We start from the raw sequence: 25,146 nt of genomic DNA, 5'->3' as shown, positions 1-25,146 counted from the left end.
GTGGCGACTGTCGGTTTGTGATCTTTAAACAACAAAACCCTGCCAGATGTCCAATCACTGCTCGATCGTGACGCTTACCAGCCCTGCGCAAAGTTTTCTCATGTACTTAACGCCACAATCCTCCTAATTTGATGTTTAATGTTATCAGGTCGGTGATCGGCTGCTGTTGTTATTGGATCTTTTTGTATGCGCGTTATTTCTGCTGCCATCGTCACGTCTGTTGCACTCGCGGCTCCTGCCGTAGCGCAAGAGCGTTCTTTCAATTTCTCCTTGGGGACGTCTGTCGGTGCAGCCCCCGAATATATGGGCTCTGACAGCTATGGCGGCGTTGTCACGCCATCCTTCAAATTCGGGTCGCTGAAATGGGGATCGGTTGATACCGGAAATGGCGTGCGCGGCATTCCTGCAAACGGCCTATCGGTCAAGGGCGCCTTCAAAATTCTCGGTGAGCGCACCGTAGAAGACAGCCCTGAACTTGCCGGTCTTGAAGACATCGACCTTGCTGTCGAGCTTGGTTTCGGCCTCACCTACCAGCAGACCAACTGGATGGCGTTTGGTGAGGTTCGCAAGGGCGTAACAGGCCACAGCGGCGTTACCGGTACCCTTGGCGCAGATTGGATCATGCGCCCGAATGACCGTTGGCTGTTTACCGCAGGACCACGCGTCAATTTCGGCAACGATGAATACGCAAACACCTATTTTGGTGTCTCAGGCGCAACGAACTTTGCCGATTACACTGCCTCCGGTGGTGCGCTGAGCGCTGGCATCGCAATGAGCGGTACCTATTTCATCGACGACAAATGGGCGCTCGAGGGCACCGTAAGCTATGAAAAACTGATGAACGACGCTGCCGACAGCCCGCTCACGCTGAACGGATCAGAGGACCAGTGGCGCATTGGTCTGGGCGTCAGCCGCGTTTTTACGCTCAACTTCTAAAACAGGAATATCTTCATGCAGCTTGATGAGGCAATGCAAGGCCGGCGCAGTATCCGCGGCTTTCAGGACAAACCCGTGCCGCGTGCGCTGATCGAGGAGGTAATCGCACTGGCGAACCGTGCGCCGTCTTCTATGAATACCCAGCCATGGCATCTTCATGTGCTGACCGGTGATCCGTTGGAAAAGGTGCGCGAGGGCAACTCGACCCGCATGCTCAACGGCACACCGCCCGTGCGCGAAATCGTCGATCACGGCGCGTATGAGGGGCCGCATCGGGATCGTCAGGTTGGCATTGCAAAGCAGTTGTTTGCCGCCATGGGCATTGCCCGTGATGACAAAGAAATGCGTCAGGATTGGGTCATGCGCGGCTTTCGCCAGTTCGATGCGCCGGTGTCGATTGTAGTGACCTTCGACAAATCGCTGGACGGCGGCACAATTGCCCATTTCGATCTCGGTGCTGTAACCTATGGCCTGACCCTTGCGGCATGGTCGCGCGGATTGGGCTGCGTGATCAACGGACAGGGGATCATGCAATCACCCGTGGTGCGCGAACACGCACAAATTCCGGATGATCAGGTGATCATGACCTGCGTTGCAATGGGTTGGCCGGATGAAGAGTTTTCGGCCAATGCCGTGGTATCAGAACGCCGCGAAGTGGCTGAAGTAGCCACATTCATAGGCTTCAGCAGCTAATCAGATTTTGTAATAGCTGCGATACCATTCAACGAACTGTGCCACGCCATCAGAAATGTCTGTGCGCGGCACATACCCTGTAAGCGCCCTGAGCAGACTTGCATCAGCCCAGGTTGCCGGCACATCGCCCGGCTGCATCGGCATCAGGTTTTTCTCTGCAACAATGCCCGTTGCATCCTCGATGGCCTTGATGAAATTCAACAAAGGCACGGTATCAGAATTACCGATGTTCACGACACGGTAAGGGGCTACAGGTGATAGGCTGTCGCCATCGTATTGACCCTGCTGGGTCAGGTGGTCCGGTACGGCATCAATCAACAATAATATCGCCTGCACCAGATCCGTCACGTAAGTGAAATCGCGCCGCATATCACCATAGTTATAGACGTCGATGGGCCGCCGCTCGAGAATACGGGAGGTAAATTTATGCGGCGCCATATCGGGCCGCCCCCATGGGCCGTAAACCGTGAAAAACCGGAACATCGTAATCGGCAGCGCAAACAGATGCGCATAGCTATGGGCGATATTTTCAGACGATTTCTTCGTCGCCGCATAGAGCGACATTTGATGATCGGCCTGCATATTTTCGTTATAGGGCATTTGCGTATTCGCCCCGTAAGCAGACGAACTGGAAGCCATCAATATATGCTTTGGCGGATGCGCGCGCGCCGCCTCGAGCAGTTGCAACGTACCGCCAAGGTTGGTCTGGAAATAGGACTGGGGGTTCTCCAGCGAATACCGCACGCCCGCCTGAGCGGCCAGATGAACCACGATTTCCGGCTTATGCTCTGCAAACAGCGCCAGCAGCACGCCTTGCTTTTGGACTTCGTCACGCAGGTTCACAAACCCTTCGTGCGCCAACAAACGGTTCAGTCGCGCCTGCTTGAGGCTGACATCATAATAGTCGCTCATCGAGTCGATGCCGATGACACGCCATCCTTGCATCAACAGAGCCTCGGCCACAAAGTAGCCGATAAAGCCGGAAGAACCTGTCACAAGTGCTGTTTTCATCTGATCATCCTTTGCGCTGCACGGCGGGGCGTCAAGCGCGCTTACACCCGCAGAGGCAACAGCCTCAACCGCAATAGCGGCTTTTCCCGCTTCACCCTGATCACATTGACGGTATGGTGGCCCCAATCTGTCAATGGAGTATCACATGAAGCTTGCCCGCATAAAGACGACGACTGGTATTCACCCTGCCCTGATCGGCACTGATGGACGCGCACATGATATCTCCGCTGTGGTCGGTGACATTACCGCGCAGACCGTCACACCCGAAGGCATGGCACAAATGCGCAGTATTGATCCCTCAGACCATCCGGTGATCCAGGGCGAGTATGCCCCTGTGCTGGATGACATCCGTCGCATTTTTTGTATCGGCTTAAACTATTCCGATCATGCAGAGGAGGCCGGAATGCCGATACCCTCTGAGCCGATCCTGTTCATGAAATCCTGCCCTGCCACCGGCGCCAACGACGATGTAATCCTGCCGCGCGGCTCGGAAAAGACCGATTGGGAGGTCGAGCTTGGCGTAGTCATCGGCACCCGCGCCCATCATGTCGACGAGCGCGATGCCTTGGCTCATGTTGCAGGCTACTGCATCGTAAACGACCTTTCCGAACGCGCCTACCAGACCGAACGAGGCGGCCAGTGGACAAAAGGGAAATCCTGCGACAGCTTCGCCCCGGTTGGCCCATGGCTGGTGGATGCCGCTGACGTGCCGGACCCCCAATCCCTCCCGATGTATCTGGATGTGAACAGCGCACGCAGGCAAACTGGCACCACCGCGACAATGATTTTCGGCGTAGCGCATATTATCTCTTACCTGAGCCGTTTTGTGACGCTGATGCCGGGCGATCTGATCACCACCGGCACACCACCCGGTGTGGGCATGGGAATGAAACCGCCGCAATACCTCAAGGCAGGCGATGTGATGGAGTTGGGGATTGAAGGCCTCGGCGTGCAGCGGCAGCCGGTCGTCGCCTACCGGCCCTGAGCGGCAGCGCAAGACCCTTCCTTCCCTTGCAGCATTGCGCGCCTGCGCGTACATCCTGACACAGCCCTGAAATCCCTGCGAAAGAACAGCAATGTCCGATCAGACCAAGATACTGGCCACCGCGGCGCAAGTTCTCGAGCATGAGGGTCAGGCGCTTGTGCGGATGGCACAAAATCTGCCCGCCGATTTCGTGAGTACGGTCGAGCGTATTCTCAAAATCAAAGGTCGGATCATTTTGTCAGGCATCGGCAAATCGGGCCATATTGCCCGCAAGATCGCCTCGACCCTCGCCTCGACGGGTACACCTTCGTATTTTGTGCATCCCGCTGAGGCGAGCCATGGGGATCTGGGCATGATTACACACGATGACCTGTGCATTTTGCTCTCTAATTCCGGAGAAACATCCGAGTTGGGGGATCTGATCAACCACACGCGGCGGTTTTCGATTCCTCTGGTAGGCATGAGCAGTAAGGAAGACAGCACCCTGATGCGCGCCGCCGATTTTCGCCTTACCCTCCCCCAAGAGCCCGAGGCAGGCAGCGGCATTGCACCCACAACCTCTACCACGATGGCACTGGCGCTGGGGGATGCACTGGCGATGGCATTGATGGAGCAACGTGGGTTTTTATCTGAGCATTTTCGCACCTATCATCCGGGGGGCAAGCTCGGCGCGCAACTCGCACTTGTGCACCAACTGATGCACGGCCCCGAAGCGATGGCCGTAGTCGCACCCGACACTGCGATGCAGGATACCCTTCTCAAGATGAGCGAAAAAGGCTTTGGCATCGCTTGCGTAGTAGATCACGGAAAGCTGGTCGGCGTGATCTCGGACGGAGATTTGCGCCGCAACAGCGAGCATCTGGGCAGCAGGACAGCGCAAGAAGTCGCTACCAAATCCCCCAAGACCGTACCGCCGGATATGATGGCAGTCCAAGCCTTGGCTGTGATGAATGAAAATAAGATCACCGTGCTGGTTGTTGTGGACACGGCAGGCGCACCCGTAGGTCTGCTGCGCATCCATGATTGTCTGCGTGCAGGAGTTGCATGATGAAAACTGTAATCGTAATCCCCGCACGCTATGCTTCTACCCGCTATCCGGGCAAACCACTTGTCACTTTACGCGGCGCTGACGGGATTGAAAAATCCCTGATCCAGCGCAGCTGGGAGGCGGCAATGGCTGTTAGCGGCATCGCAGCCGTTTATGTCGCGACTGACGATGACCGGATCAAAAACGCAGCCGAAGCATTCGGCGCACATGTCATAATGACATCCGACACCTGTGAAAACGGGACCGCCCGCTGTGCGCAAGCAGCAACAAGCGGGGTGTTCGAGGCCGATCTGGTGGTCAATCTGCAGGGCGATGCCCCCCTCACGCCGGCGTGGTTTGTCGAAGACCTGATCGCCGCAATGGCCGCACATCCCGAGGCATCTGTGGCAACGCCTGTTGTGCTGTGTGATGCACAAACCTACGCACATTTCCGCGCCGACCGTGCCGCAGGGCTGGTCGGTGGCACAACCGCAGTCTTTGACCGCAATCACCGCGCACTTTATTTCAGTAAGGAAGTGCTGCCCTATATCGCACCTGCGAAAGCTGCAGAGGCCGAAGGCGATGTATTCCATCACGTAGGCCTGTACGCCTATCGTCCGGCGGCACTAGCTCAGTATGAAAGCTGGCCTGAAGGACGGCTTGAGCGGCACGAAGGACTTGAGCAATTGCGTTTTCTCGAGAATGGCACTGATATTCTGTGTGTCGAAGTCGAGGGACGTGGACGTGTTTTCTGGGAGTTGAACAATCCTGGTGATGTCCCGCGGATCGAATCCATCCTCAAAAGCGATGGCATCTAAGGCAGCCTGCACTGCCGCATCAGTGTTTCCCCACGTATGCGCCTTCAAGGCATGCCGATCAAATGACGCTGTTCCCTCTCCGCAATACGCTAATTGGGAGAGGATGCCTTCTATCCCGAAAAGTAAGCTTTCCTAGTCCGGAATAAAAGACAGCTTTAGATCAGTCCGCTCCAGCCGTCGCCTATCGGTGGCAGACACCTAAAGATACATGAAACCTACAAAGGTCTCCGTCCACACTGAAGTCCAGCAACACTACGGATGCTTAAGTGCCAGACTTGAGCAGATCATATTTGCGCAGCTTGACATAAAGAGACTGCCGCGAAAGGCCCAGCATTTCTGCCGCAGCGACACGGTTGTTCGAGGTCAGCTCGACAGCTGTCTCGATACACATCTTCTCAACAACATCCGTAGTCTTGGCCACAATATCGCGGAGGGACTGGCTACCGATCAACTCAATCACCGATTGCATGTCAACCTCGCCAAGCTGCTTTGTCTCGGTGCGGGTGTTATCTACACGGCTGATGTCCCGCAGGATCAACGCAAACACTGCTTCCGCACCCGTTTGCACATGGGTAGTGGACACTTCAACAGCGCGCTCGGCCCCGAACTCTCCGGTAACACGCGTCGTATAGGCCCGCATCATTCCGCTGCGCGCGGCATTCTCGATCATCACGTTCAGATCTACCGATCCACGGCCTAGAAAATCAACAATCGACCGACCCTTGAGCGCCTTGCCATGGGTTACGTCAGCCAGATTGAGAAACGCCTCGTTGGCGCTCAGAATGGTGCCTGCCGTATCGACAAACACTATTGCATCTGCGCCGCGCTCGTACAGCCCTGTCAGGTTACTTTGCAAACTGTCTGACTTGAGCGCCTCGGGCGCTGTGGTCACAATCCTGCACAGCATTGCCTGATCACCGCCATTGCGAAACAAGACAGGTCGCAGCGACACGATCCGCGAGGGCGTGCGGGACTTTATCGTGATTTGGGTCGCCGCATTCTCGTTGGCCAAACCGACCAGCCTGTCAACCAGCGCGCCCTTACTCTTGTCTTTATGCTCGAGCAATTGGTCAAGGGAGACTCCCACCAGATCACCGCCCTGCTTGCCCAGCAAAACCCGCGCCGCAGGATTACAATCCTTTACCGTACCATCCGGCAACGAGACAAAAATCATTGCATCATCAATCGAGGCCATTAGCACGCGGAACTGCATGTCATGCTCGCGCCGCGCCTCGTAATCCTTTTCAAGCGTCAGCTGCGCCGCGACCAGCTGCTGCTGCATCTCTGCGATTGAGCGCAAATCGCGGCCCATCATCAAAATCTTGCCGCTCTCGCCGATCTCGTGAAAGCTATAGCGCACGGGAAAACCGTCGTGCCCGTCTTCGCCCTTGTGATTAAGTTCGACCGAGCGTGCAGGCTCTGGTTTGGTCAGGAAATCATTCAGCCGCGCATCAAATTTTGCGATACTTTCGTTGGCGAATGTATCACGTAATTGCCGCCCTTCGTAGCGCGCCAGAACATCCTTGCGCCGAAATGACTGACTCGCGAAAACGCCAAGTACCTTTCCGTCGCGCGACATCACAATACCCAGATCGGCAACCCGCCCGATAATATCGGTAAAGCTTTCTGCACCAATCAGCGGGATCAACCCGCTTGTCCATGTATCGTCCATTTTCGACATCTAAGGCTGTACTCTTTGCGCGCAAAAACTAAGTGCGGCCTGCCAATCGTTCATTGCATGATCCGCGCCGATCAATGCGCTGACATCACATTCGAGTTCCAGAATATTGCCGCCAACCAGAACCGGCGCCCAAGGATTTCCTTGACGGATCTTTTTTACCACTGCCTTGAGAAAATCAAGCGGTTCCCAAAGGGAAGCAGAAAGCATCACGCCAACGGTTGCTGGCGAGCTTACAAATTGGGCGATTCTTTCCAACGCGATGTCGGCACCCAGATGCACGTCATATCCCGCCCGCCGCATCTGGCCCGCAAGAATGCTTGATCCCAGCGAATGCTGGACGCCCTGCGGTACGATAATACAAATTTCACCGAGCGTTCCAAAAGGAGCCCGCTCAGGCATGCACCAGCTTGAATCAAGCGTGCGGAGCATCGTCTGCAGATTCGCCATCCCGACGGTCACCTGGGTGAATTCCATATCATCCGATACCCATCCCTCACCCAGACGCCGCGCCACCACTGGAATATAAAAGTCTGCAATATCAGCGTCTCTAATGCCAGAACGGCGCATATCATTGAGCAGCTTCGTGATATTCTTCGGGTTTGGCTGGGTCAGCGCGGCCTGCATCTCGTCCAGATACCGGACCAGCGCACGCGCCGGCATATCGGGGTAGATAAGGCGCAACTCACTGGACAGAACAGACAATATCTGACGCGCTACGCCCCCCACCACGAGGGAGGGAACTGCCGGTCCGATTGTTGTGTCTTTTAGCATCAGTCCTCCGAAGGGGCGCACGAAAAGCTGGAAAACCGAATGTTTCTAGCATGATCGCTGTCTATCGTCTGCTCACCCTATGCCATTGTCAATTATTATTGACATGCAAATCACTGCACACTTTTTTATCGTTATTTTACAATGAGTAGCGGATTACTACTTAAAACACACCAAATCTCAAATGTGTAAATCAAAGTTGACACATGCCCGATTAACTGTCAGTTTTAAACCTAGGATAAAGCCAAAGGACGACTACATGGGACGCCCGCAACCTCGCAGCGCAAAGCACCAACCGCTCTATACACCCGCTCAACGTGCCCGGCGTGACGGCACGGTTTGGACCCTCGTTCAGGGAATTCTCGCGCCCGTTCAGTTCCTGATTTTTCTGATCTCACTGGCACTGGTCCTGCGCTATCTCGGCACCGGCGAAGGCTACGCAATCGCGACCGCGTCGGTTTTGCTCAAAACTGCAGCCCTGTACCTCATCATGATAACCGGTGCGATCTGGGAGAAGGTTGTCTTCGGCCAGTACCTTTTTGCGCCTGGGTTCTTTTGGGAAGATGTCTTTAGCTTTGGTGTAATCGCCCTTCATACCCTTTATTTATACGGGCTTTTTGCAGGCACGATGCCGCCGAAAACTCTCATGATTATCGCACTGGCTGCCTATGCGGCCTACGTCATCAATGCAGGGCAATTCCTGTGGAAACTGCGCGTTGCGCGCCTGCAATCGGAGCTTCCCGCATGAATGACCTGACACCCCCACCACCGGCGCTCGGCTGTCGCACATCCCCTGTGTTGAAACAGCGTGGCCAACGTGAAGTATTCTGTGGTCTGACGGGCATCATCTGGCTGCACCGCAAAATTCAGGACGCATTCTTTCTTGTCGTTGGCTCGCGCACTTGCGCGCATCTGCTGCAGTCTGCTGCCGGGGTAATGATTTTTGCTGAACCACGATTCGGCACCGCGATTCTAGAGGAAGGCGATCTGGCCGGCCTAAATGACGCGCACAAGGAGCTTGATCGCGAAGTTGCACGCCTGCTGTCGCGCCGCCCTGACATTCGCCAACTGTTCCTAGTAGGATCTTGCCCATCCGAGGTGATCAAGCTCGACCTGAGCCGCGCCGCAGAACGCCTCACCAAAGAATTCGCACCCAAGGTGCGTGTGCTGGAATATTCGGGCTCCGGCATCGAGACAACATTCACCCAAGGCGAGGATGCCTGCCTTGCTTCCATGGTGCCCGTACTGCCTGAGACAGATGCACGCGAGTTGCTGGTCGTCGGTGCGCTGCCCGATGTGGTCGAGGATCAAATGCTGGGTCTGCTGGATGACATGGGCATCGGACCCGTCCGTGTTCTGCCTGCACGCAACATCGACGCTGAAATGGGTATCGGTAAAAATACTGTTTATGCACTGACCCAGCCATTCCTGAGCGATACACATGCAGCGCTCGAACGCCGCGGTGCAAAACATATTCAGGCTCCCTTCCCCCTTGGCGAAGAAGGCACAACAGCATGGCTTGCAGCTGTGGCGAAAGAATTCGGGGTGGACCGTGCCCTGTTCGACCGCGTCACCGAAGCCCCACGCCGCCGTGCCCGGCAAGCTGTTGCTGCCGCCGCCGAGACGCTGAACGGCAAGACGGTTTTCTTCTTTCCCGACAGCCAGCTTGAAATACCTCTCGCGCGCTTTCTTGCGCGTGAATGCGGGATGACCCCGCTCGAAGTAGGCTCTCCCTATATCCATGATGCGCTGCATGGTCCCGATCTTGACCTGCTGCCCGAAGGCCCGCAAATCTCGGAAGGTCAGGATGTGGACCTCCAGCTCGAGCGTTGCCGCGAACTTCGCCCAGATCTTACGGTCTGCGGCCTTGGCCTTGCCAACCCGCTCGAGGCAGAAGGCCTCAGCACCAAATGGGCCATCGAGCTGGTTTTTACGCCTGTGCATTTCTATGAGCAAGCAGGTGATCTGGCCGCTCTTTTCGCCCGCCCGATCCGCCGCAAATCGACCCTGAACCATGGCGAGAGCTCGTCCGATCCGCTCTTTGCGGAGGCACGCGCATGAAGCTTACTGTCTGGACCTATGAAGGGCCTCCCCATGTGGGTGCTATGCGCGTCGCGACGGGTATGAAGGGCTTGCACTATGTCCTGCATGCCCCGCAGGGTGACACCTACGCCGATCTGCTGTTTACCATGATTGAGCGCCGCGATCACCGCCCGCCGGTCACATATACGACATTTCAAGCCCGCGATCTCGGCTCTGACACAGCAGGCTTGTTCAAGCAGGCCTGTCAGGATGCCTATGACCGCTTTAAACCACAGGCGATCATCGTCGGAGCATCTTGTACTGCCGAGCTTATCCAGGACGATCCCGCCGGCCTGGCCGAAACTATGGGCCTGCCTGTTCCCGTGATCCCGCTGGAGTTGCCCAGCTACCAACGCAAAGAAAACTTTGGCGCGGACGAAACATTCCTACAGATCGTGCGACATCTCGCAAAGCCGATGGAAAAAACCGCACGCATTTCGTGCAACATCATCGGGCCTACAGCGCTGGGGTTTCGTCACCGCGACGATGTGCAGGAAATCACAAATCTGCTTTATGAAATGGGGATCGAGGTTAACGTTACCGCGCCCATGGGATCTACCCCTGCAGATATTGCAACCATGGGTCAGGCACACTTCAACGTTCTGCTCTATCCCGAAACGGGCGAAAGCGCGGCGCGGTATTGCGAAAAAACCTTTGGCCAACCCTATACAAAAGTTGTGCCTATTGGTGTTGGCGCGACCCACGACTTTATTGCGGAGGTCCGCGCGCTGTCAGGTTCCACAACGGAAATCGACATGAGCGGATCACGCCAGAAGTGGTGGAGCCGTTCTGTCGACAGCACCTACCTGACCGGCAAGCGCGTCTTTATCTTTGGCGATGGCACTCATGTTGCAGCCGCCGCACGCTTCGCTCGGGACGAGATGGGTTTCGAAGTCGCTGGCATGGGTTGCTACAACCGTGAATTTGCGCGCCCGATCCGCGCATTGGCCAAAGATTACGGTCTTGAGGCTCTGATTACCGATGATTACCTCGAAGTCGAAGCCGCCATAGAGGCGCTGCAACCCGAGATGATCCTCGGCACCCAGATGGAGCGGCACATCGGCAAGCGTTTGGGCATTCCCTGCGCAGTGATCTCCGCGCCCGTACATGTACAGGATTTCCCCGCCCGCTATTCCCCCCAGATGGGGTTCGAGGGCGCGAATGTACTCTTCGATACATGGGTGCATCCGTTGGTCATGGGGCTGGAGGAGCACCTCCTGCACATGTTCCGCGAGGATTTTGAGTTCAACGATGCGGCAGGCCCAAGCCACCATGGCGGTCACGCTCCAGCCTCCAAAACCTCACAGAAAGAAGCGCCTGAGCAGCCACGCCTTACCCCCGAAGTACAAATTTCTGGTGAAGTGATCTGGCTCCCCTTGGCGGAAAAAGAACTTAAAAAAATTCCGTTCTTTGTACGGGGCAAGGCGCGACGGAATACCGAAGCGTTCGCTGCTGAAAAAGGGTTGGCCGAAATCTCGGTCGACACCCTCTATGATGCAAAGGCCCATTATGCGCGATGAATTTTCCGTTCCGACCTATAACTTTGTAATCATCACCCTAGACCGGCATGCTGCTGGCCCTGCTGCCCGTGTGGCGCCGATGCTTGCAATGGATTTCCCCGGCTTGAACGTCAAAATTCATGCGGCGGCCGAGTGGGAAAAGAGTCCCGCCGCTTTGCAAGACGCGCTTGCTGACATTGAAACAGCCAACATCGTTGTGAACTGCGTCCTGTTCCTTGAGGATCATGTGCGTGCCATTCTGCCTGCGCTGAAAGAGCGCCGTGACGCACTTGATGCGTTGGTCGGTGTCGTATCGGATCAGGAAATCACCCAGCTCACGCGCATGGGCGATCTGGACATGTCCCGCCCTGCCAGCGGCGCGATGGGCCTGCTGAAAAAGCTCAAGCCATCAAAATCATCCGGCAAATCTGGCGCGGGTCAAATGAAAATGCTGCGCCGCATCCCCAAAATTCTCAAACTGATCCCCGGCAAAAGCCAAGACTTGCGCGCGTGGTTTTTGTCCATGCAGTACTGGCTCGGTGGTTCCGACGCCAATATCGAAAACATGATCCGGTTCTTGATCGGGCGCTATACATCCGTCTCTGAATGGCGCGGGATTAAAGCCCCCGAGCCCGTGGAATACCCTGAATGTGGTCTCTATCATCCTGACCTTCCGGGAATGCACATCACCACCGATCTAGCGAAATTGCCGATAAAAGGAGACGGCCCTACAATCGGCATCCTGATGTTACGCAGCTATATCCTTGCGGCGGATACCGCGCATTACGATCACGTCATTCGCACGTTCGAGGCACGCGGTTGCCGCGTGATTGCCGGCTTTGCGGGTGGTCTGGACGGTCGCCCTGCAATGGATGCGTACCACTTGGGCCGCGTTGACGCGCTTGTCTCGTTGACCGGCTTCTCGCTTGTCGGTGGGCCTGCTTATAACGACAGCGAAGCAGCTGTTATCGCGCTCAAAACACTGGACGTCCCATATCTCAACGCGCAGCCACTGGAATTTCAAACGCTGGCGCAATGGGCCGCTGGCGGTCAGGGCCTCAGCCCTATCGAGACCACAATGCTGATTGCACTGCCCGAGTTGGACGGCGCAACAAATCCGACCGTTTTTGCGGGCCGTCACGGTGCAGACGGGTGTGACGGTTGCGCCGTGCAATGCAACGCAATCGGTGCCGTCAAAGCCATGGCCCCCTGCCCCGAGCGGATCGACGCGCTGGTAGACAAGGCCATGCGCCTCGGGCTTCTGCGCCGCCAACGCAACGCTGATAAAACCGCCGCGATTGTACTGTTTGGTTTTCCTCCAAATGCCGGCGCTGCGGGCACTGCTGCCTATCTGTCGGTATTCGAAAGCCTCCATAATACCCTGCACGAGATGAGGCGCAGCGGATATGACGTGAGCCCCCCCGCCACAGTAGAAGAGTTGCGCGAGGTTGTTCTTCACGGCAACCGCGAGATTTACGGCCAAGAGGCCAATGTTGCCACTACTGTGAGCGCTGACCAACTCGTAAAACGCACGCCATGGCTGTCAGAAATCGAAGCCGTGTGGGGCCCTGCGCCTGGCAAAATTCAGGCAAATGGCCGCGAAGTATTTATCCTCGGCGCACATTTCGGCAAAGTGTTTGTCGGCATCCAGCCAACCTTCGGCTATGAGGGCGATCCAATGCGCCTGTTGTTCGAGCGCGGCTTTGCCCCGACCCATTCGTTCAACGCCTTCTATCAATACGTCAAACATGACCTGAAAGCAGATGTTGTTCTACATTTCGGAATGCACGGCGCGCTGGAGTTTATGCCCGGCAAGCAGAACGGCGTCGGCGCAAAATGCTGGCCCGACCGGATGATGGGCAACCTGCCGAACATCTATCTTTACGCCGCCAACAACCCCTCCGAGGCGACACTGGCCAAGCGCCGCATTGGCGCCACAACAGTCACCTACCTCACACCACCACTTCAAAATGCGGGTCTGTATAAGGGTCTGACATCCCTAAAGGAGTCGTTAAACCAGTGGCGTAGCACTGCCCCCGGAACAGACCGGAGCGACCTTGAAGAACTTATTTCCGCACAGGCCGAAGCAGTGGATATGGACGCCAGCAACATCAATGCCATGTGGCTGACGTTGCTGGAAACCGAGGCGAGCCTGATTCCCGAGGGTCTACACATCGTTGGCCGCACCGGCACGCCCGAGAATATCGAAACGACCCTGAACCAGATGAGCTTTTCCAACGCCGAAGAGCGTAAGGCAGCGAAGCGCCATTTGAGTGAGGATGCAGAATTACCCGCACTTATGCGAGCTCTTAACGCTCAGTACATCGCGCCTGTGCACGGTGGCGATGTGATCCGCGCGCCGGACATCCTGCCAACGGGCCGCAACATCCACGCGTTTGATCCTTTCCGCATGCCAACTGCCGAAGCGATGATGAGCGGCAAAAAGCAGGCCGACGAGCTATTGCGCACCCATAATTGCATGCCGCGCACCGTGGCATTGGTCCTGTGGGGCAGCGACAATATCAAATCGAATGGCGGACCGATCGCACAAGCGCTGAGTCTGATGGGTTGCACCGCACGGTTCGATGCACATGGTCGCCTATGTGGCGCCAACCTTGTACCTTTGGCAGAGCTTGGCCGCCCGCGCATTGACGTGATTATGACCTTGTCGGGCATCTTTCGTGATCTGCTGCCACTCCAGACCAAACTGCTGGCCGATGCAGCCTACCAATGTGCGATGGCTGACGAGCCGCATGAATATAACCCGATCCGCGCCCACGCGCTGGCGTTTATGGAAACGAACGGCTGCGATATGAAAACCGCCGCTTTGCGCGTCTTCTCAAATGCCGAAGGTGCCTATGGCTCCAACGTGAACCAGCTTGTTGACAGCTCGGCCTTCGAGGACGAGAGCGAGTTGGCCGATGCCTACCAAGCGCGCAAGAGTTTCGCGTATGGCACCGATGGCGAGGCGAGCCAGCAAACCGCACTCCTTGAAGATACCCTCAAGCAAGTTGATCTGGCCTATCAGAACCTTGAATCGGTCGAGTTGGGAGTGACGTCTGTCGATCATTATTTCGACACGCTGGGCGGCATCGCCACAGCTGTCAAACGCGCTCAGGGCGGCAAGGAACTGCCCGTCTATATCGGCGACCAGACAACTGGCGGCACCAAGGTTCGGACCCTGCGCGATCAAGTCTCGCTCGAGACACGCGCGCGCAATCTGAACCCCGCATTCTACGAGCCGCTGCTCAAGCACGGCCATGAAGGTGTGCGTATCCTTGAGGCAAACATCACCAATACCGTTGGCTGGTCCGCCACCACAGGCAAGGTCGATCCATGGATTTACCAGCGCCTGAGCGAGACATTCGTACTCGATGAGGCGATGCGAAAACGCCTGTCGGATCTTAACCCGCAGGCATCCATGCGTATGGCCAACCGCCTGCTGGAAGCATCCGATCGCAAATACTGGACACCTGACGACGCCACACTCGCCGCGCTGCAAAACGCAGCCGACGCAATAGAAGACCAACTCGAGGGCATTGCAGCCGAATGACCTCACCGATTTTGAATTTAGGGAGACCAACATGAGCCCACTTGATAAAGGCATTCCGCAACTACGCGGTCAGGACGGAGAAGGCTCTGTTCAGGTACAGCTTGATACCGCCGACCAGATCGAAGGCGCGAAGGTTTTTGCCGTTTACGGCAAGGGCGGTATCGGGAAGTCCACGACTTCCTCAAATCTCTCGGCCGCGTTTTCGAAGATGGGCAAACGCGTGCTGCAAATCGGGTGTGATCCCAAACATGACAGCACTTTCACGCTGACGGGTCGCTTGATTCCCACGGTGATCGACATCCTTAAAGAGGTAGATTTCCACCCCGAAGAGTTGCGCGCCGAGGATTTCGTATTTGAGGGCTACGGCGGCGTGAAATGCGTCGAGGCCGGCGGCCCGCCCGCCGGTACAGGTTGCGGCGGCTATGTAGTCGGCCAGACCGTGAAACTGCTCAAGCAGCACCACCTGCTCGAAGATACTGATGTGGTGATTTTCGATGTGCTCGGAGATGTGGTGTGTGGTGGTTTTGCAGCACCCTTGCAGCACGCAGACCGTGCGCTCATTGTCACCGCCAATGATTTCGACAGCATCTATGCAATGAACCGCATCATCGCGGCAGTCGAGGCAAAGTCCTCCAATTACAAGGTCCGGCTGGCAGGATGTGTCGCCAACCGCTCCAAGGACACCAACGAGGTCGACCGCTATTGCGAAACTGTCGGCTTCAACCGTCTGGCGCACTTGCCCGATCTTGATGCCATCCGTCGTTCCCGCCTCAAGAAGAAAACCTTGTTCGAGATGGATCTGGACGACGATATCGCCGCCGTTCAGGCCGAGTATATCCGTCTGGCGCAGACCTTGTGGGCAGGTACCGATCCTTTGGCGCCAAAATCCCTACCCGATCGCGAAATCTTTGATCTGCTTGGATTTGATTGATGACCTACGAGGCCACCAGAGCACGCGTCGAGACTTACTTTGACCGTACCGCAACCCAGACATGGGAGCGTCTGACATCTGACGCCCCCGTGTCGGGCATCCGTGCGACGGTGCGCAAAGGGCGCGACCAGATGCGTGCAAACATCATCGCAGCCCTACCAAGCGATCTGCGCGGTGCACGCATTCTTGATGCGGGCTGTGGCACAGGCGCGCTGGCGTTTGAACTTGCCGCCCGAGGCGCCGATGTGACCGGCGTTGATATTTCCCCCCAACTTGTTGATATCGCGAACAATCGCACGCCTACCGCAGTCGCGTCAAAGGTCAACTTTTCCGCCGGCGACATGCTTAATCCGGCGTTGGGGTCGTTCGATCATGTCGTCGCGATGGACAGCATGATCTATTACACAGCCGAAGATATTTCCGACATCTTGGCAGGTATAGCGCCCCGCCTGTCGGGAAAGATGATCTTTACCGTGGCTCCGCGCACACCACTGCTGATGCTTATGTGGCGCGCAGGCAAACTTTTTCCTCGTGCCGATCGCTCTCCTACGATGGTGCCGCACACGCCCGCCTCCATCGCGAGCAAGCTCAAGCGCGGAAAGCTGCGCGATCTGGGCCGGGTTACCTCCGGCTTCTACATCTCTAACGCACTGGAATTCAGATCATGATGATCCCGACCAAGAAAGGTTTGAAGGCTCTCTCACTGCGCTCGCTGCCTTTTGCGGACGCGATAAGTGATGATTTGCCACTGGGTCAATTGATGCGCATGTCGCTGTTTCAGGTCTCGGTCGGGATGGCCTCGGTGATGCTGCTCGGCACGCTCAACCGCGTGATGATCGTCGAGTTGGGCGTGATGGCATGGATTGTGGCGATCATGATCGCCATTCCCGTTCTGGTCGCCCCGTTTCGCGCCCTTCTCGGATTTCGTTCTGACACTTACCGCTCTGCCATCGGTTGGAAGCGTATCCCCTATCTCTGGTTCGGCTCACTCTGGCAGTTCGGCGGTTTTGCGATCATGCCTTTTGGCCTGTTGCTTTTGAACGGCGAACAAGCTGCCGGTCCAGCATGGGCAGGTGAAGTTGGTGCAGCCCTCGCCTTCCTGCTTACCGGACTGGGCATGCACATGACGCAAACCGCAGGTCTGGCACTGGCGGCGGATCGTGCAACGGACGAGACGCGGCCCCAGGTTGTTGCCCTTTTGTATGTAATGCTGCTGGTCGGCATGGCAGTCTCTGCCATCATTATCGGCACCTTGCTGAGCGATTTCAGCCAGCTACGCCTCATTCAGGTTGTACAGGGCACTGCTGTTGTCACCGTCATTCTCAATGTCGTAGCCCTGTGGAAGCAGGAACGAATGAACCCGATGACAAAGGCCGAGCGCGAAGCTGTCAAGCCTACATTCGGCGAGGCCTGGCGTGATCTGACCTCCAACAACAACGCAAAGCGGCTGTTGGTCGCCGTCTTTCTTGGCACGCTCGCGTTCAATATGCAGGATGTCCTGCTGGAGCCTTATGGCGGTGAAGTATTGGGGCTTTCAGTCTCGGCTACCACCTTGCTCACTGCAATGTGGGCGTTTGGCGCGCTAATCGGTTTCGGTTTCGCTGCGCGGTGGCTCAAGGCAGGCATGGACACTTACATGATGTCTGCACGGGGTCTTTTGATCGGGATCGTGGCGTTTTGCGGTGTAGTTTTTGCAGCTCCGCTAGATAGCAGTACATTGTTTTTTGCAGGGGCTTTTGGCATCGGTCTCGGCTCCGGCCTGTTTGCTATCTCGACACTCACCGCCGCCATGACCCTGGAAACAGGCAGTCTCGCCGGTAAGGGGCTTGCCCTTGGGGCATGGGGTGCAGCGCAGGCCACGGCCGCCGGCTTATCGATCTTTATCGGCGGGGCGCTGCGCGATGTAGTCAACTCTGCCGCGATGGCAGGCACCTTCGGCCCAGGCATGCAAAACGCCACGACCGGCTATTCGGTGGTCTATCACATCGAAATCGGCCTTCTTTTTGCGACACTCATTGCGGTGGGTCCATTGGTTCGGACACGGCGCAACACGACATCACAGGCAGGGCGCGTTGGCCTTGCCGATTTCCCCACGTAACGACAATCCCAACACGGAGGACCCCCTAATGGTTGGCACAGAATTTTTTGGAAACTTCGATCTGGCAAGCGCCGCAATCTGGCTCTTTTGGATCTTCTTTGCGGGGCTGGTATACTATCTCCAGACCGAAAACATGCGCGAAGGCTATCCTTTGCAAACCGACGATGGACAGATCGCGCCCAATCAGGGACCTTTCCCTGTACCATCGGACAAGACGTTCCATCTGCGCGACGGGCGCGGTGAATTGACACTGCCCTCGGGCCAGCGCGGCGACCGCGACAATCTGGCGCTGGAGCAAACATCACAGGCTGCGGGCTCCCCTTATGAGCCGACCGGCAATCCGATGATCGACGGCGTTGGCCCCGCCTCGTGGGCGCCGCGCAAAGACTGGCCCGAACTCGATGCACATGGCCACAACAAAATCCAGCCGATGAGTATGCTGGAAGAATTCACCGTTTCCGCAGGCACTGACCCGCGTGGTAAACCTGTTGTTGCAGGTGACGGCGAAGTTGTGGGCCGCGTGACTGATATGTGGATCGACGTCCCCGAGCAGTACGTACGCTTCCTCACAGTTGATCTGAATCCGGAAGGCACTGGCAAAACCTGCCTGATCCCGTTCAACTTTGCCCGCGTCAAATCCAACCGCGTTGTTGTCCGGTCGCTCTACGGTGCGAACTTTGACACCGTACCCGGCATCAAGGGCACTGATAGCATCACCCTGCTCGAAGAAGAAAAAATCATGGCCTACTACGGCGGCGGCACACTCTACGCCGATCCAAAGCGCCTTGAACCACAACTGTAAATAACAGCTTTCGGGCTGGGATAGCCACCAGCCCGATCATACCATTAGGGGACAACAAAATGCATCACGATGACTTCAAATTCGAACCTGTTCACGGCCTTCCCGAAGCATTGCCAGAAGGCGAACATATCCTTTGGCAAGGGGCGCCCGCACCATTGCGCCTTGCCAAAGAAGCGTGGAAAATGAACTGGATTATGGGCTACTTCATCGTGCTCGCGATCTGGCGTGCGGTGGTGTCATCCGCCACCGTCCCGCTGCCCACTGCGATGGGTCACGGCATCCCGCTGCTGATTGCCGGCGCAGTTGCCTGTCTGGTTGTCTATGTAATGGCCTATGTTCAGGCCAAATCGACAGTCTACACTCTCACTAACAAGCGGGTCGGCATGCGCATCGGTGCAGCACTCACCATGACGTTGAACCTGCCGTATGTCTGCATTGGCAATGCCGCACTTAAAACATTAAAGAACGGTCACGGCACCATCAGTTTCGAGCTGATTGGCGAAACGCGGTTCAGCTATTTGATGACATGGCCACATGTGCGCCCGTGGAACATTGCCCGTGCACAACCTTCGTTCCGTGCGATCCCCGATGCCGCCCGCGTTGCAGCGATCTTTTCAGAAGCCGCCGAGACGCGGGTTTTCGCGCCGAAAATTGAAAAAATTGATTCACATCAAGGTGCCACCGGCGCCTTAGCAGCAGAGTGACCGCTATGAACCTGAGCCGCACAGCATCCCTTGCCAACCAGATGAAAGAGCGCGACCGCGACATGGTCCCGCGTTTTCTGGTGATCGCCATGTTCAGCCTGATGGCTGCTTCGCTGGCCCTCGTCGCCTTTGCCAAGCTGACGGGCATGCCGCCCACGGCGATAGCGTCCCTGCCGGAAATCGTTGCAGAACGTACTGTTACCTTTGCAGGCGACCGCAGTAGTGGTATCGTTTTATTGGATGAAGCCGGCACAGAAATTGCCACTTCAACGGAGGATAAAGCGGGCTTTATCGACGTGGTCTGGGTTGCAGTTATGCGCGAGCGTAAGGTCCAGCAGACAGATCCCAATGCCCCGATCCGCATCGTGCGCCGTGATGGCGGCCGCGTGGATGTGATCGACGACAGTACCGGCTGGCAGCTCGAGCTGATCGGATACGGAAAAGACAATGTCGCAGCCTTTGCCCGGCTGATCGGCTGATACGCAACCATTATTCAAGGGACTGAATATCATGGGACTACTGACAAGAACAAAAGAACAAGCGCCCTGCGAGGTCACGATCTCGCACCGGTTTGAAGAGCTTTCCGCACATGTAAAATTCCTCAACGGAGCTGTGGTAAATCCCGGCGATTCCGTGCTGGTTCATGGCGCTGAAATTATGGCGCCATACGGTGAACTGGTTGTGGAAGAACGCATTGCGACCATCACCCGCGCAAGCAAACTCGAACAGATGTGGACCCGGGCCACCGGTGATTTCGAATTTATGGAACTGTGCGAATTCTCCTTCTCCGACGAGGTGATGTCATGAATGTACAAACTAAAACTCCGTCTCATTCTGCCTATGCCGACACGGCAGAAGAAGCGATTGCAGCGCAGGATGCTCTCGATTCCACGATGATCACATCCGATGAGGCAACTCAGGTTGCGATGCAGAACACGCTTCTGACACCGCGTTTCTACACTACCGATTTTGCAGAAATGGACGCGCTTGACGTGACGCCCGTTCGAGAGGATTGGGATGCGCTGATTGCTGAAATGCAATCTGACCCCAATAAAGGCCATTTCAAAAAAACTGATAAATGGCAGGCAGACTGGGAGGGGATGGAGCCAAAACTGAAGGCGGAATTCATCGACTTCCTGATCTCGTCATGTACTGCTGAATTCTCGGGCTGTGTCCTTTACAAAGAGATGAAGCGCCGCGGGTCAAACTCCGACATCACGACACTGTTCCAACTGATGGCGCGCGACGAAGCACGACACGCAGGTTTCATCAATGATGCGCTGCGCGAGGCAGGCATTCGCGTGAACCTGGGGTTCTTGACACAGCAAAAGAAGTACACCTACTTCCGTCCCAAATTCATCTACTACGCAACCTATCTGAGCGAGAAGATCGGCTATGCCCGCTACATCACCATCTATCGCCACCTTGAAGAGCATCCCGACAAAGTATTCCACCCGATTTTCCAGTGGTTCCGCGAATGGTGCAATGACGAGTTCCGCCACGGTGAAGCATTCGCCCTATTGATCAAGACCGAGCCAAAGCTGACCGAGACGTTCGTGAACAAACTCTGGATCAAGTTCTTCCTCACCGCTGTCTACTCCACCATGTGGGTACGCGACCACCAGCGGCCCGTATTCCATGAGGCACTCGGCGTTGATGTGACGTGGTACGGGCAGGAAGTGTTCCGCAAAACCTCCGAAGGTACACGTCAGATTTTTCCGTTTGTCCTCGATATTGACCACGCCCGCTGGCGTCCGAACCTTGACCGGATGGAGCTGGCCTCGCGTCAGGTCGCGGCAGGCAAAGCACGTGGCGGCATTGGTGGCACGCTCACCCGCTTGGGCGGCATGGCAAAGGCGGCTTATGCTTTCATCGCGCTGTTCACGATCCCCGCGATCAAGAACGACGTTCCTGCCAGCACCGTTATGAAGCCGACGTACTGATGACAAACGCATGGTCCGCAGCGGTAATAGCATTGTTCGCCTGGTGGTTTTTCACCGGTGCGATCCTGTTGATTGTGCGGCGGGCCGACGCAGGCGATCTGGTGGCGCACGGGCGTAATGTGTTTTTGTCAGTCCCGCTTTTTGCGCTGGGGTTTGCCGGTCTTTGGATAAGCGCGCAGGTGATGACAGTCGCCAATGCCTACATCGCGTTTTTCTCGGTCCTTTTAATCTGGGGATGGATCGAACTGGCATTTTTGTCGGGTATAATCACGGGACCCGAAACACGCCCCTGCCCGGAGACCCTGACCGGATATGCGCGCTTTGCCCGCGCGTGGGATACGATTTCGCGCCATGAATTACTGCTGGTCGCGTCTCTGCTGGCTGTCGCGATGATCGCCGCGCATGCAGAAAATACTGTGGGCTTCTGGACATATGTCATCCTGTTTGTCGCTCGCATCTCGGCCAAGCTGAACCTGTTTTTCGGCGTGCCCCGCATCAACACCGAATTCGTGCCTACCCCTCTGGACCATATCAAATCATACTTCCGCCGCGGACCCATTACGATGGCTTTTCCGATTGGCGTTACATTCCTCAGCGTGACAGCAGCGATCTTTGCCGAACGCCTGATTTCTTCCGAAACTCACGCCACAACGGTCGGGTTTTCTTTGCTAACAGCACTCGCGGTTCTGGCCGCACTTGAACATTGGTTGATGGTGGTACCCCTGCCCGATGCCAAGCTCTGGCGCTGGATGCTCCCCTCGACCCCGACGTCAAGACAGGACCAAACCAATGAACTTTGACACTCTTTTCAACGAACAGATCGACCAGCTGAAATCCGATGGCAACTACCGCTATTTTGCGGAGCTTGAACGCAAGGCTGGCAAGTTCCCGCACGCCTCCAATCATGTTAAGGGCGAGAAGCGTGATGTGACAGTTTGGTGTTCTAATGATTATCTGGGTATGGGACAGAACCCTCTGACAATTGCGGCCATGTGCGAAGCTGTGCAGCGCACCGGCACCGGTGCCGGCGGCACACGCAACATTTCGGGCACCAATCACGACCACCTGCTGCTCGAGGCCGAACTGGCCGATTTACACGGCAAGGACGCGGCGTTGCTGTTCACCTCAGGGTATGTATCGAACTGGGCCGCGCTTTCGTGTCTTGGATCGCGCCTTGAGAATTGTGTTATCCTCAGCGACAGCGGCAACCACGCCAGCATGATCGAAGGTATCCGACATTCAAAAGCGAAAAAAGTGATCTGGCGCCACAACGATGTAAAAGACCTCGAAGCAAAGCTGAAAGAACTGCCCGCGAACGTCCCGAAAATAGTCGCCTTCGAGAGCGTCTATTCAATGGACGGTGATATCTGCCCGATGCGCGAAATCGTTGAAGTTTGCGAAAAATATGGCGCAATGAGTTATCTCGATGAAGTGCACGCCGTTGGCCTTTACGGCCCCCGCGGCGGTGGCATCTCGGAGCGCGAAGGCCTTGCAGATCGCATCACATTGATCGAGGGCACACTGGGCAAAGCCTACGGTGTCGTGGGCGGCTACATCACCGGCTCCACTGCGCTGTGCGATTTTATCCGCAGTTTTGCTTCCGGGTTTATCTTCACCACCGCCCTGCCCCCGGCTGTTGCGGCCGCTGCGCGCGCATCAATCATGCACCTCAAAACATCCCAGGACGAGCGGATGCGCCATCAGGAACAAGTGGCAAAGCTGCGCGCCCGTCTTGACCGTGCAGGAATCCCGCACCTTATGAACGACAGTCACATCATTCCTGTGATGATCAAGGATCCGGTCAAAACCCGCATGCTCGCTGATTATCTAATGAACGAATGGGATATTTACGTTCAGCCCATCAACTATCCCACCGTGCCTAAGGGAACCGAGCGGTTGCGCTTTACCCCCTCGCCACTGCACACGGATGCGGACATTGAACATCTTGTGAATGCCCTTAGCCATCTGTGGAAGCAGTGCGCCGTGAGCCACGCAGTCGCCTGAACGCAAAAGGCCCGCAATTTGCGGGCCGTCATTCCGGTTTATGAACACGCGCCGTTTCTCACCGAACCGGCGCTTTTTTTATCGCCAATCGAAGAAATCGGGACCTGCCTGCGACAGCAAATTTTTCGCCATCTCGGCACCTGCTTTGGCGCCATCCTCAATCGGGCAGCTGATCGCATCACTCAACGCCTCTGACCCGTCGGGGCGCAAAACTTCACCGCGCAGATGCAACGTCCCGCCCTCAAGCTCGGCCAGACCGGCGATAGGCGTTTCGCATGACCCGTCAAGCTCCAGCAGGAACGATCGTTCCGCCGCGAGGCGATGGCCTGTTGGAATGTGGTGAATCGCTTCGAGCATTTCTGCCACATTGAGATCGTCAACACGTCGCTCAATCCCGATCGCACCCTGCGCCACCGCAGGCAGCATCACATCGGTCTCTATCGCAGTATGCGGAACATCATCCATTTTGAGGCGGCGCAGGCCCGCCATCGCGAGGAACGTTGCTGCCGCCACTCCTTGCTCCAACTTCATCAAACGAGTTTGAAGGTTACCGCGGAATTCCACAACTTCGAGATCCGAACGCTTGAGCATCAATTGCGCACGCCTGCGCAGGCTGGAAGTACCCACAACAGTGCCAGCAGGCAGGTCGGCAAGAGATTTCGCTGTAGGGGAGATAAACGCATCGCGCACATCTTCGCGCGGCAAGTAGGTCTCGAGAATCAACCCCTCAGGCTGGAGCGTCGGCATGTCCTTCATCGAATGCACCGCAATATCGATTTTGTTGGTGATCAGATCCGCCTCGATCTCGCGGGTGAAAAGACCCTTACCGCCAATCTCCTTTAGCGGACGGTCGATGATCTTGTCCCCTGTAGTTTTGATCACGACGATCGTGAAGGCCTCGAACGGCAGATCAAAAGCTTTTGCCAAACGCTCCCGTGTCTCATGCGCCTGCGCAAGGGCAAGCGGCGATCCACGGGTGCCGATCATCAGCGGTTGGGCGGGGGTGGGTAATTTCAATGTCATAATCAATCTCTAACGGTGTAAACCAAACCTGACAACTCTTGTATCCCGCATGGTTTTTGACGCAAGGTAGGACAACAAAAATTCAAAGATAGAGACGCTGTATGACCTCCCAGAAAACGATCCTTCGCGCCCTTGCCGGTGAAACCCTTCCAACACCGCCAATCTGGATGATGCGTCAAGCCGGCCGCTATCTACCCGAGTATCGCGCCACCCGCGCGCAGGCCGGTGATTTCTTGAAATTATGCTACAATCCCGAGTTGGCCGCCGAGGTGACACTGCAACCGATCCGCCGCTATGGATTCGATGCGGCGATTTTGTTCGCCGATATCCTTCTTGTACCTCAGGCATTGGGCGCTGACCTTTGGTTTGTAACCGGTGAAGGCCCGCGCCTGTCGACTATCACGACACAGGCGGAGCTGGACAAACTTGTGCCTGCCGATGCAATCCACGATCACCTCTCGCCTGTTTATGAAACCGTGAAAATCCTGTCCAAGGAACTGCCCGCCGAAACAACCCTCATCGGCTTCGCGGGTGCACCTTGGACGGTTGCAACCTATATGATCGCTGGTCAGGGCACGCCGGATCAGG

Annotated in this window: 24 protein-coding genes; 20 read left to right on the top strand and 4 right to left on the bottom strand. The window is 56.3% G+C overall.

Annotated features, from left to right (window positions below; genetic code table 11):
- Positions 1–186 precede the first annotated feature (186 nt).
- A complete protein-coding gene (locus C8N30_RS18520; protein ID WP_015063223.1) occupies positions 187–936 on the top strand; it encodes a MipA/OmpV family protein in 750 nt (249 codons plus the stop codon).
- Positions 937–951: 15 nt separating this feature from the next.
- Positions 952–1,629 carry a nitroreductase gene (locus tag C8N30_RS18515; RefSeq protein WP_015063222.1) on the top strand — a complete coding sequence of 226 codons (678 nt, stop codon included), beginning with the start codon at positions 952–954 and terminating at the stop codon, positions 1,627–1,629.
- Here C8N30_RS18515 and C8N30_RS18510 read toward each other — a convergent pair whose 3' ends face one another.
- The gene (locus C8N30_RS18510; RefSeq protein WP_015063221.1) at positions 1,630–2,640 is read right to left on the bottom strand and encodes an NAD-dependent epimerase/dehydratase family protein; all 1,011 of its coding nucleotides are present in this window, start codon (positions 2,638–2,640) and stop codon (positions 1,630–1,632) included. It lies immediately after the preceding gene.
- Between the two features lie 145 nt (positions 2,641–2,785).
- On the opposite strand from C8N30_RS18510, the gene C8N30_RS18505 reads away from it, so the two are divergent.
- The 3 genes from C8N30_RS18505 to C8N30_RS18495 all read left to right on the top strand — a co-directional run bounded on the left by C8N30_RS18505 (position 2,786) and on the right by C8N30_RS18495 (position 5,470).
- On the top strand, positions 2,786–3,625 hold the full coding sequence (locus tag C8N30_RS18505) for a fumarylacetoacetate hydrolase family protein (RefSeq protein WP_015063220.1): 840 nt from the start codon (positions 2,786–2,788) through the stop codon (positions 3,623–3,625).
- Between the two features lie 91 nt (positions 3,626–3,716).
- A complete protein-coding gene (locus tag C8N30_RS18500; RefSeq protein WP_015063219.1) occupies positions 3,717–4,673 on the top strand; it encodes a KpsF/GutQ family sugar-phosphate isomerase in 957 nt (318 codons plus the stop codon).
- Positions 4,673–5,470, top strand: coding sequence for a 3-deoxy-manno-octulosonate cytidylyltransferase (locus C8N30_RS18495; RefSeq protein ID WP_015063218.1), 798 nt, complete (start codon positions 4,673–4,675; stop codon positions 5,468–5,470). The genes C8N30_RS18500 and C8N30_RS18495 overlap by 1 nt, the downstream gene beginning before the upstream one ends.
- 262 nt (positions 5,471–5,732) lie before the next feature.
- Here C8N30_RS18495 and ppsR read toward each other — a convergent pair whose 3' ends face one another.
- Together ppsR and C8N30_RS18485 are read right to left on the bottom strand one after the other, a co-directional pair.
- Complete coding sequence (gene ppsR / locus C8N30_RS18490) at positions 5,733–7,142, bottom strand: transcriptional regulator PpsR (protein WP_249038047.1); 1,410 nt, start codon at positions 7,140–7,142, stop codon at positions 5,733–5,735.
- A gap of 9 nt (positions 7,143–7,151) precedes the next feature.
- Positions 7,152–7,922 (bottom strand): cobalamin B12-binding domain-containing protein, encoded by a 771-nt coding sequence (locus tag C8N30_RS18485; RefSeq protein ID WP_015063216.1) that lies wholly within the window; start codon positions 7,920–7,922, stop codon positions 7,152–7,154.
- A 256-nt stretch (positions 7,923–8,178) separates the two neighbouring features.
- Here C8N30_RS18485 and bchF point away from each other — a divergent pair, with 256 nt between their 5' ends.
- From bchF to hemA, 14 genes are read left to right on the top strand one after another with little or no spacing between them, the layout of a single operon-like run.
- Positions 8,179–8,667, top strand: coding sequence for a 2-vinyl bacteriochlorophyllide hydratase (bchF, locus tag C8N30_RS18480; protein ID WP_015063215.1), 489 nt, complete (start codon positions 8,179–8,181; stop codon positions 8,665–8,667).
- Complete coding sequence (locus C8N30_RS18475; protein ID WP_015063214.1) at positions 8,664–9,980, top strand: ferredoxin:protochlorophyllide reductase (ATP-dependent) subunit N; 1,317 nt, start codon at positions 8,664–8,666, stop codon at positions 9,978–9,980. The genes bchF and C8N30_RS18475 overlap by 4 nt, the downstream gene beginning before the upstream one ends.
- Positions 9,977–11,521 carry a ferredoxin:protochlorophyllide reductase (ATP-dependent) subunit B gene (gene bchB / locus C8N30_RS18470; RefSeq protein WP_015063213.1) on the top strand — a complete coding sequence of 515 codons (1,545 nt, stop codon included), beginning with the start codon at positions 9,977–9,979 and terminating at the stop codon, positions 11,519–11,521. The genes C8N30_RS18475 and bchB overlap by 4 nt, the downstream gene beginning before the upstream one ends.
- Complete coding sequence (locus C8N30_RS18465; protein WP_015063212.1) at positions 11,511–15,053, top strand: cobaltochelatase subunit CobN; 3,543 nt, start codon at positions 11,511–11,513, stop codon at positions 15,051–15,053. The genes bchB and C8N30_RS18465 overlap by 11 nt, the downstream gene beginning before the upstream one ends.
- A gap of 31 nt (positions 15,054–15,084) precedes the next feature.
- A complete protein-coding gene (gene bchL / locus C8N30_RS18460; RefSeq protein ID WP_015063211.1) occupies positions 15,085–15,984 on the top strand; it encodes a ferredoxin:protochlorophyllide reductase (ATP-dependent) iron-sulfur ATP-binding protein in 900 nt (299 codons plus the stop codon).
- Positions 15,984–16,652: a magnesium protoporphyrin IX methyltransferase gene (gene bchM / locus C8N30_RS18455; RefSeq protein WP_015063210.1), complete on the top strand. Its 669-nt coding sequence runs from the start codon at positions 15,984–15,986 to the stop codon at positions 16,650–16,652. Before bchL ends, bchM begins: the two co-directional genes overlap by 1 nt.
- Positions 16,652–18,082 carry a PucC family protein gene (locus tag C8N30_RS18450; RefSeq protein ID WP_025060867.1) on the top strand — a complete coding sequence of 477 codons (1,431 nt, stop codon included), beginning with the start codon at positions 16,652–16,654 and terminating at the stop codon, positions 18,080–18,082. Before bchM ends, C8N30_RS18450 begins: the two co-directional genes overlap by 1 nt.
- 28 nt (positions 18,083–18,110) lie before the next feature.
- The gene (gene puhA / locus C8N30_RS18445; protein WP_015063208.1) at positions 18,111–18,884 is read left to right on the top strand and encodes a photosynthetic reaction center subunit H; all 774 of its coding nucleotides are present in this window, start codon (positions 18,111–18,113) and stop codon (positions 18,882–18,884) included.
- A gap of 59 nt (positions 18,885–18,943) precedes the next feature.
- Positions 18,944–19,588 carry a photosynthetic complex putative assembly protein PuhB gene (gene puhB, locus C8N30_RS18440; RefSeq protein WP_015063207.1) on the top strand — a complete coding sequence of 215 codons (645 nt, stop codon included), beginning with the start codon at positions 18,944–18,946 and terminating at the stop codon, positions 19,586–19,588.
- A gap of 5 nt (positions 19,589–19,593) precedes the next feature.
- Positions 19,594–20,067 (top strand): photosynthetic complex assembly protein PuhC, encoded by a 474-nt coding sequence (gene puhC, locus C8N30_RS18435; protein WP_015063206.1) that lies wholly within the window; start codon positions 19,594–19,596, stop codon positions 20,065–20,067.
- Positions 20,068–20,098: 31 nt separating this feature from the next.
- Positions 20,099–20,395 carry a hypothetical protein gene (locus C8N30_RS18430; protein ID WP_015063205.1) on the top strand — a complete coding sequence of 99 codons (297 nt, stop codon included), beginning with the start codon at positions 20,099–20,101 and terminating at the stop codon, positions 20,393–20,395.
- Positions 20,392–21,531: a magnesium-protoporphyrin IX monomethyl ester (oxidative) cyclase gene (acsF, locus tag C8N30_RS18425; protein ID WP_015063204.1), complete on the top strand. Its 1,140-nt coding sequence runs from the start codon at positions 20,392–20,394 to the stop codon at positions 21,529–21,531. The genes C8N30_RS18430 and acsF overlap by 4 nt, the downstream gene beginning before the upstream one ends.
- Positions 21,531–22,331 (top strand): putative photosynthetic complex assembly protein PuhE, encoded by an 801-nt coding sequence (gene puhE / locus C8N30_RS18420; protein WP_015063203.1) that lies wholly within the window; start codon positions 21,531–21,533, stop codon positions 22,329–22,331. The genes acsF and puhE overlap by 1 nt, the downstream gene beginning before the upstream one ends.
- Entirely contained in the window at positions 22,321–23,535 is a 1,215-nt protein-coding gene (gene hemA / locus C8N30_RS18415) for a 5-aminolevulinate synthase (protein ID WP_015063202.1), read from the top strand. The genes puhE and hemA overlap by 11 nt, the downstream gene beginning before the upstream one ends.
- A 78-nt stretch (positions 23,536–23,613) precedes the next feature.
- Here hemA and hemC read toward each other — a convergent pair whose 3' ends face one another.
- Entirely contained in the window at positions 23,614–24,558 is a 945-nt protein-coding gene (gene hemC, locus C8N30_RS18410) for a hydroxymethylbilane synthase (protein ID WP_015063201.1), read from the bottom strand.
- Between the two features lie 101 nt (positions 24,559–24,659).
- Between hemC and C8N30_RS18405 the strand changes: the two genes are divergently transcribed.
- Positions 24,660–25,146 (top strand): uroporphyrinogen decarboxylase family protein (locus C8N30_RS18405; protein ID WP_282957010.1); only part of this gene is annotated, 487 nt, incomplete at its 3' end.

Source organism: Sulfitobacter guttiformis (assembly GCF_003610455.1).
GTDB classification, from domain to species: domain Bacteria; phylum Pseudomonadota; class Alphaproteobacteria; order Rhodobacterales; family Rhodobacteraceae; genus Sulfitobacter; species Sulfitobacter guttiformis.
The sequence above is the reverse complement of the archived record's forward strand: the minus strand, read 5'-3'. Positions and strand labels throughout refer to the sequence as shown.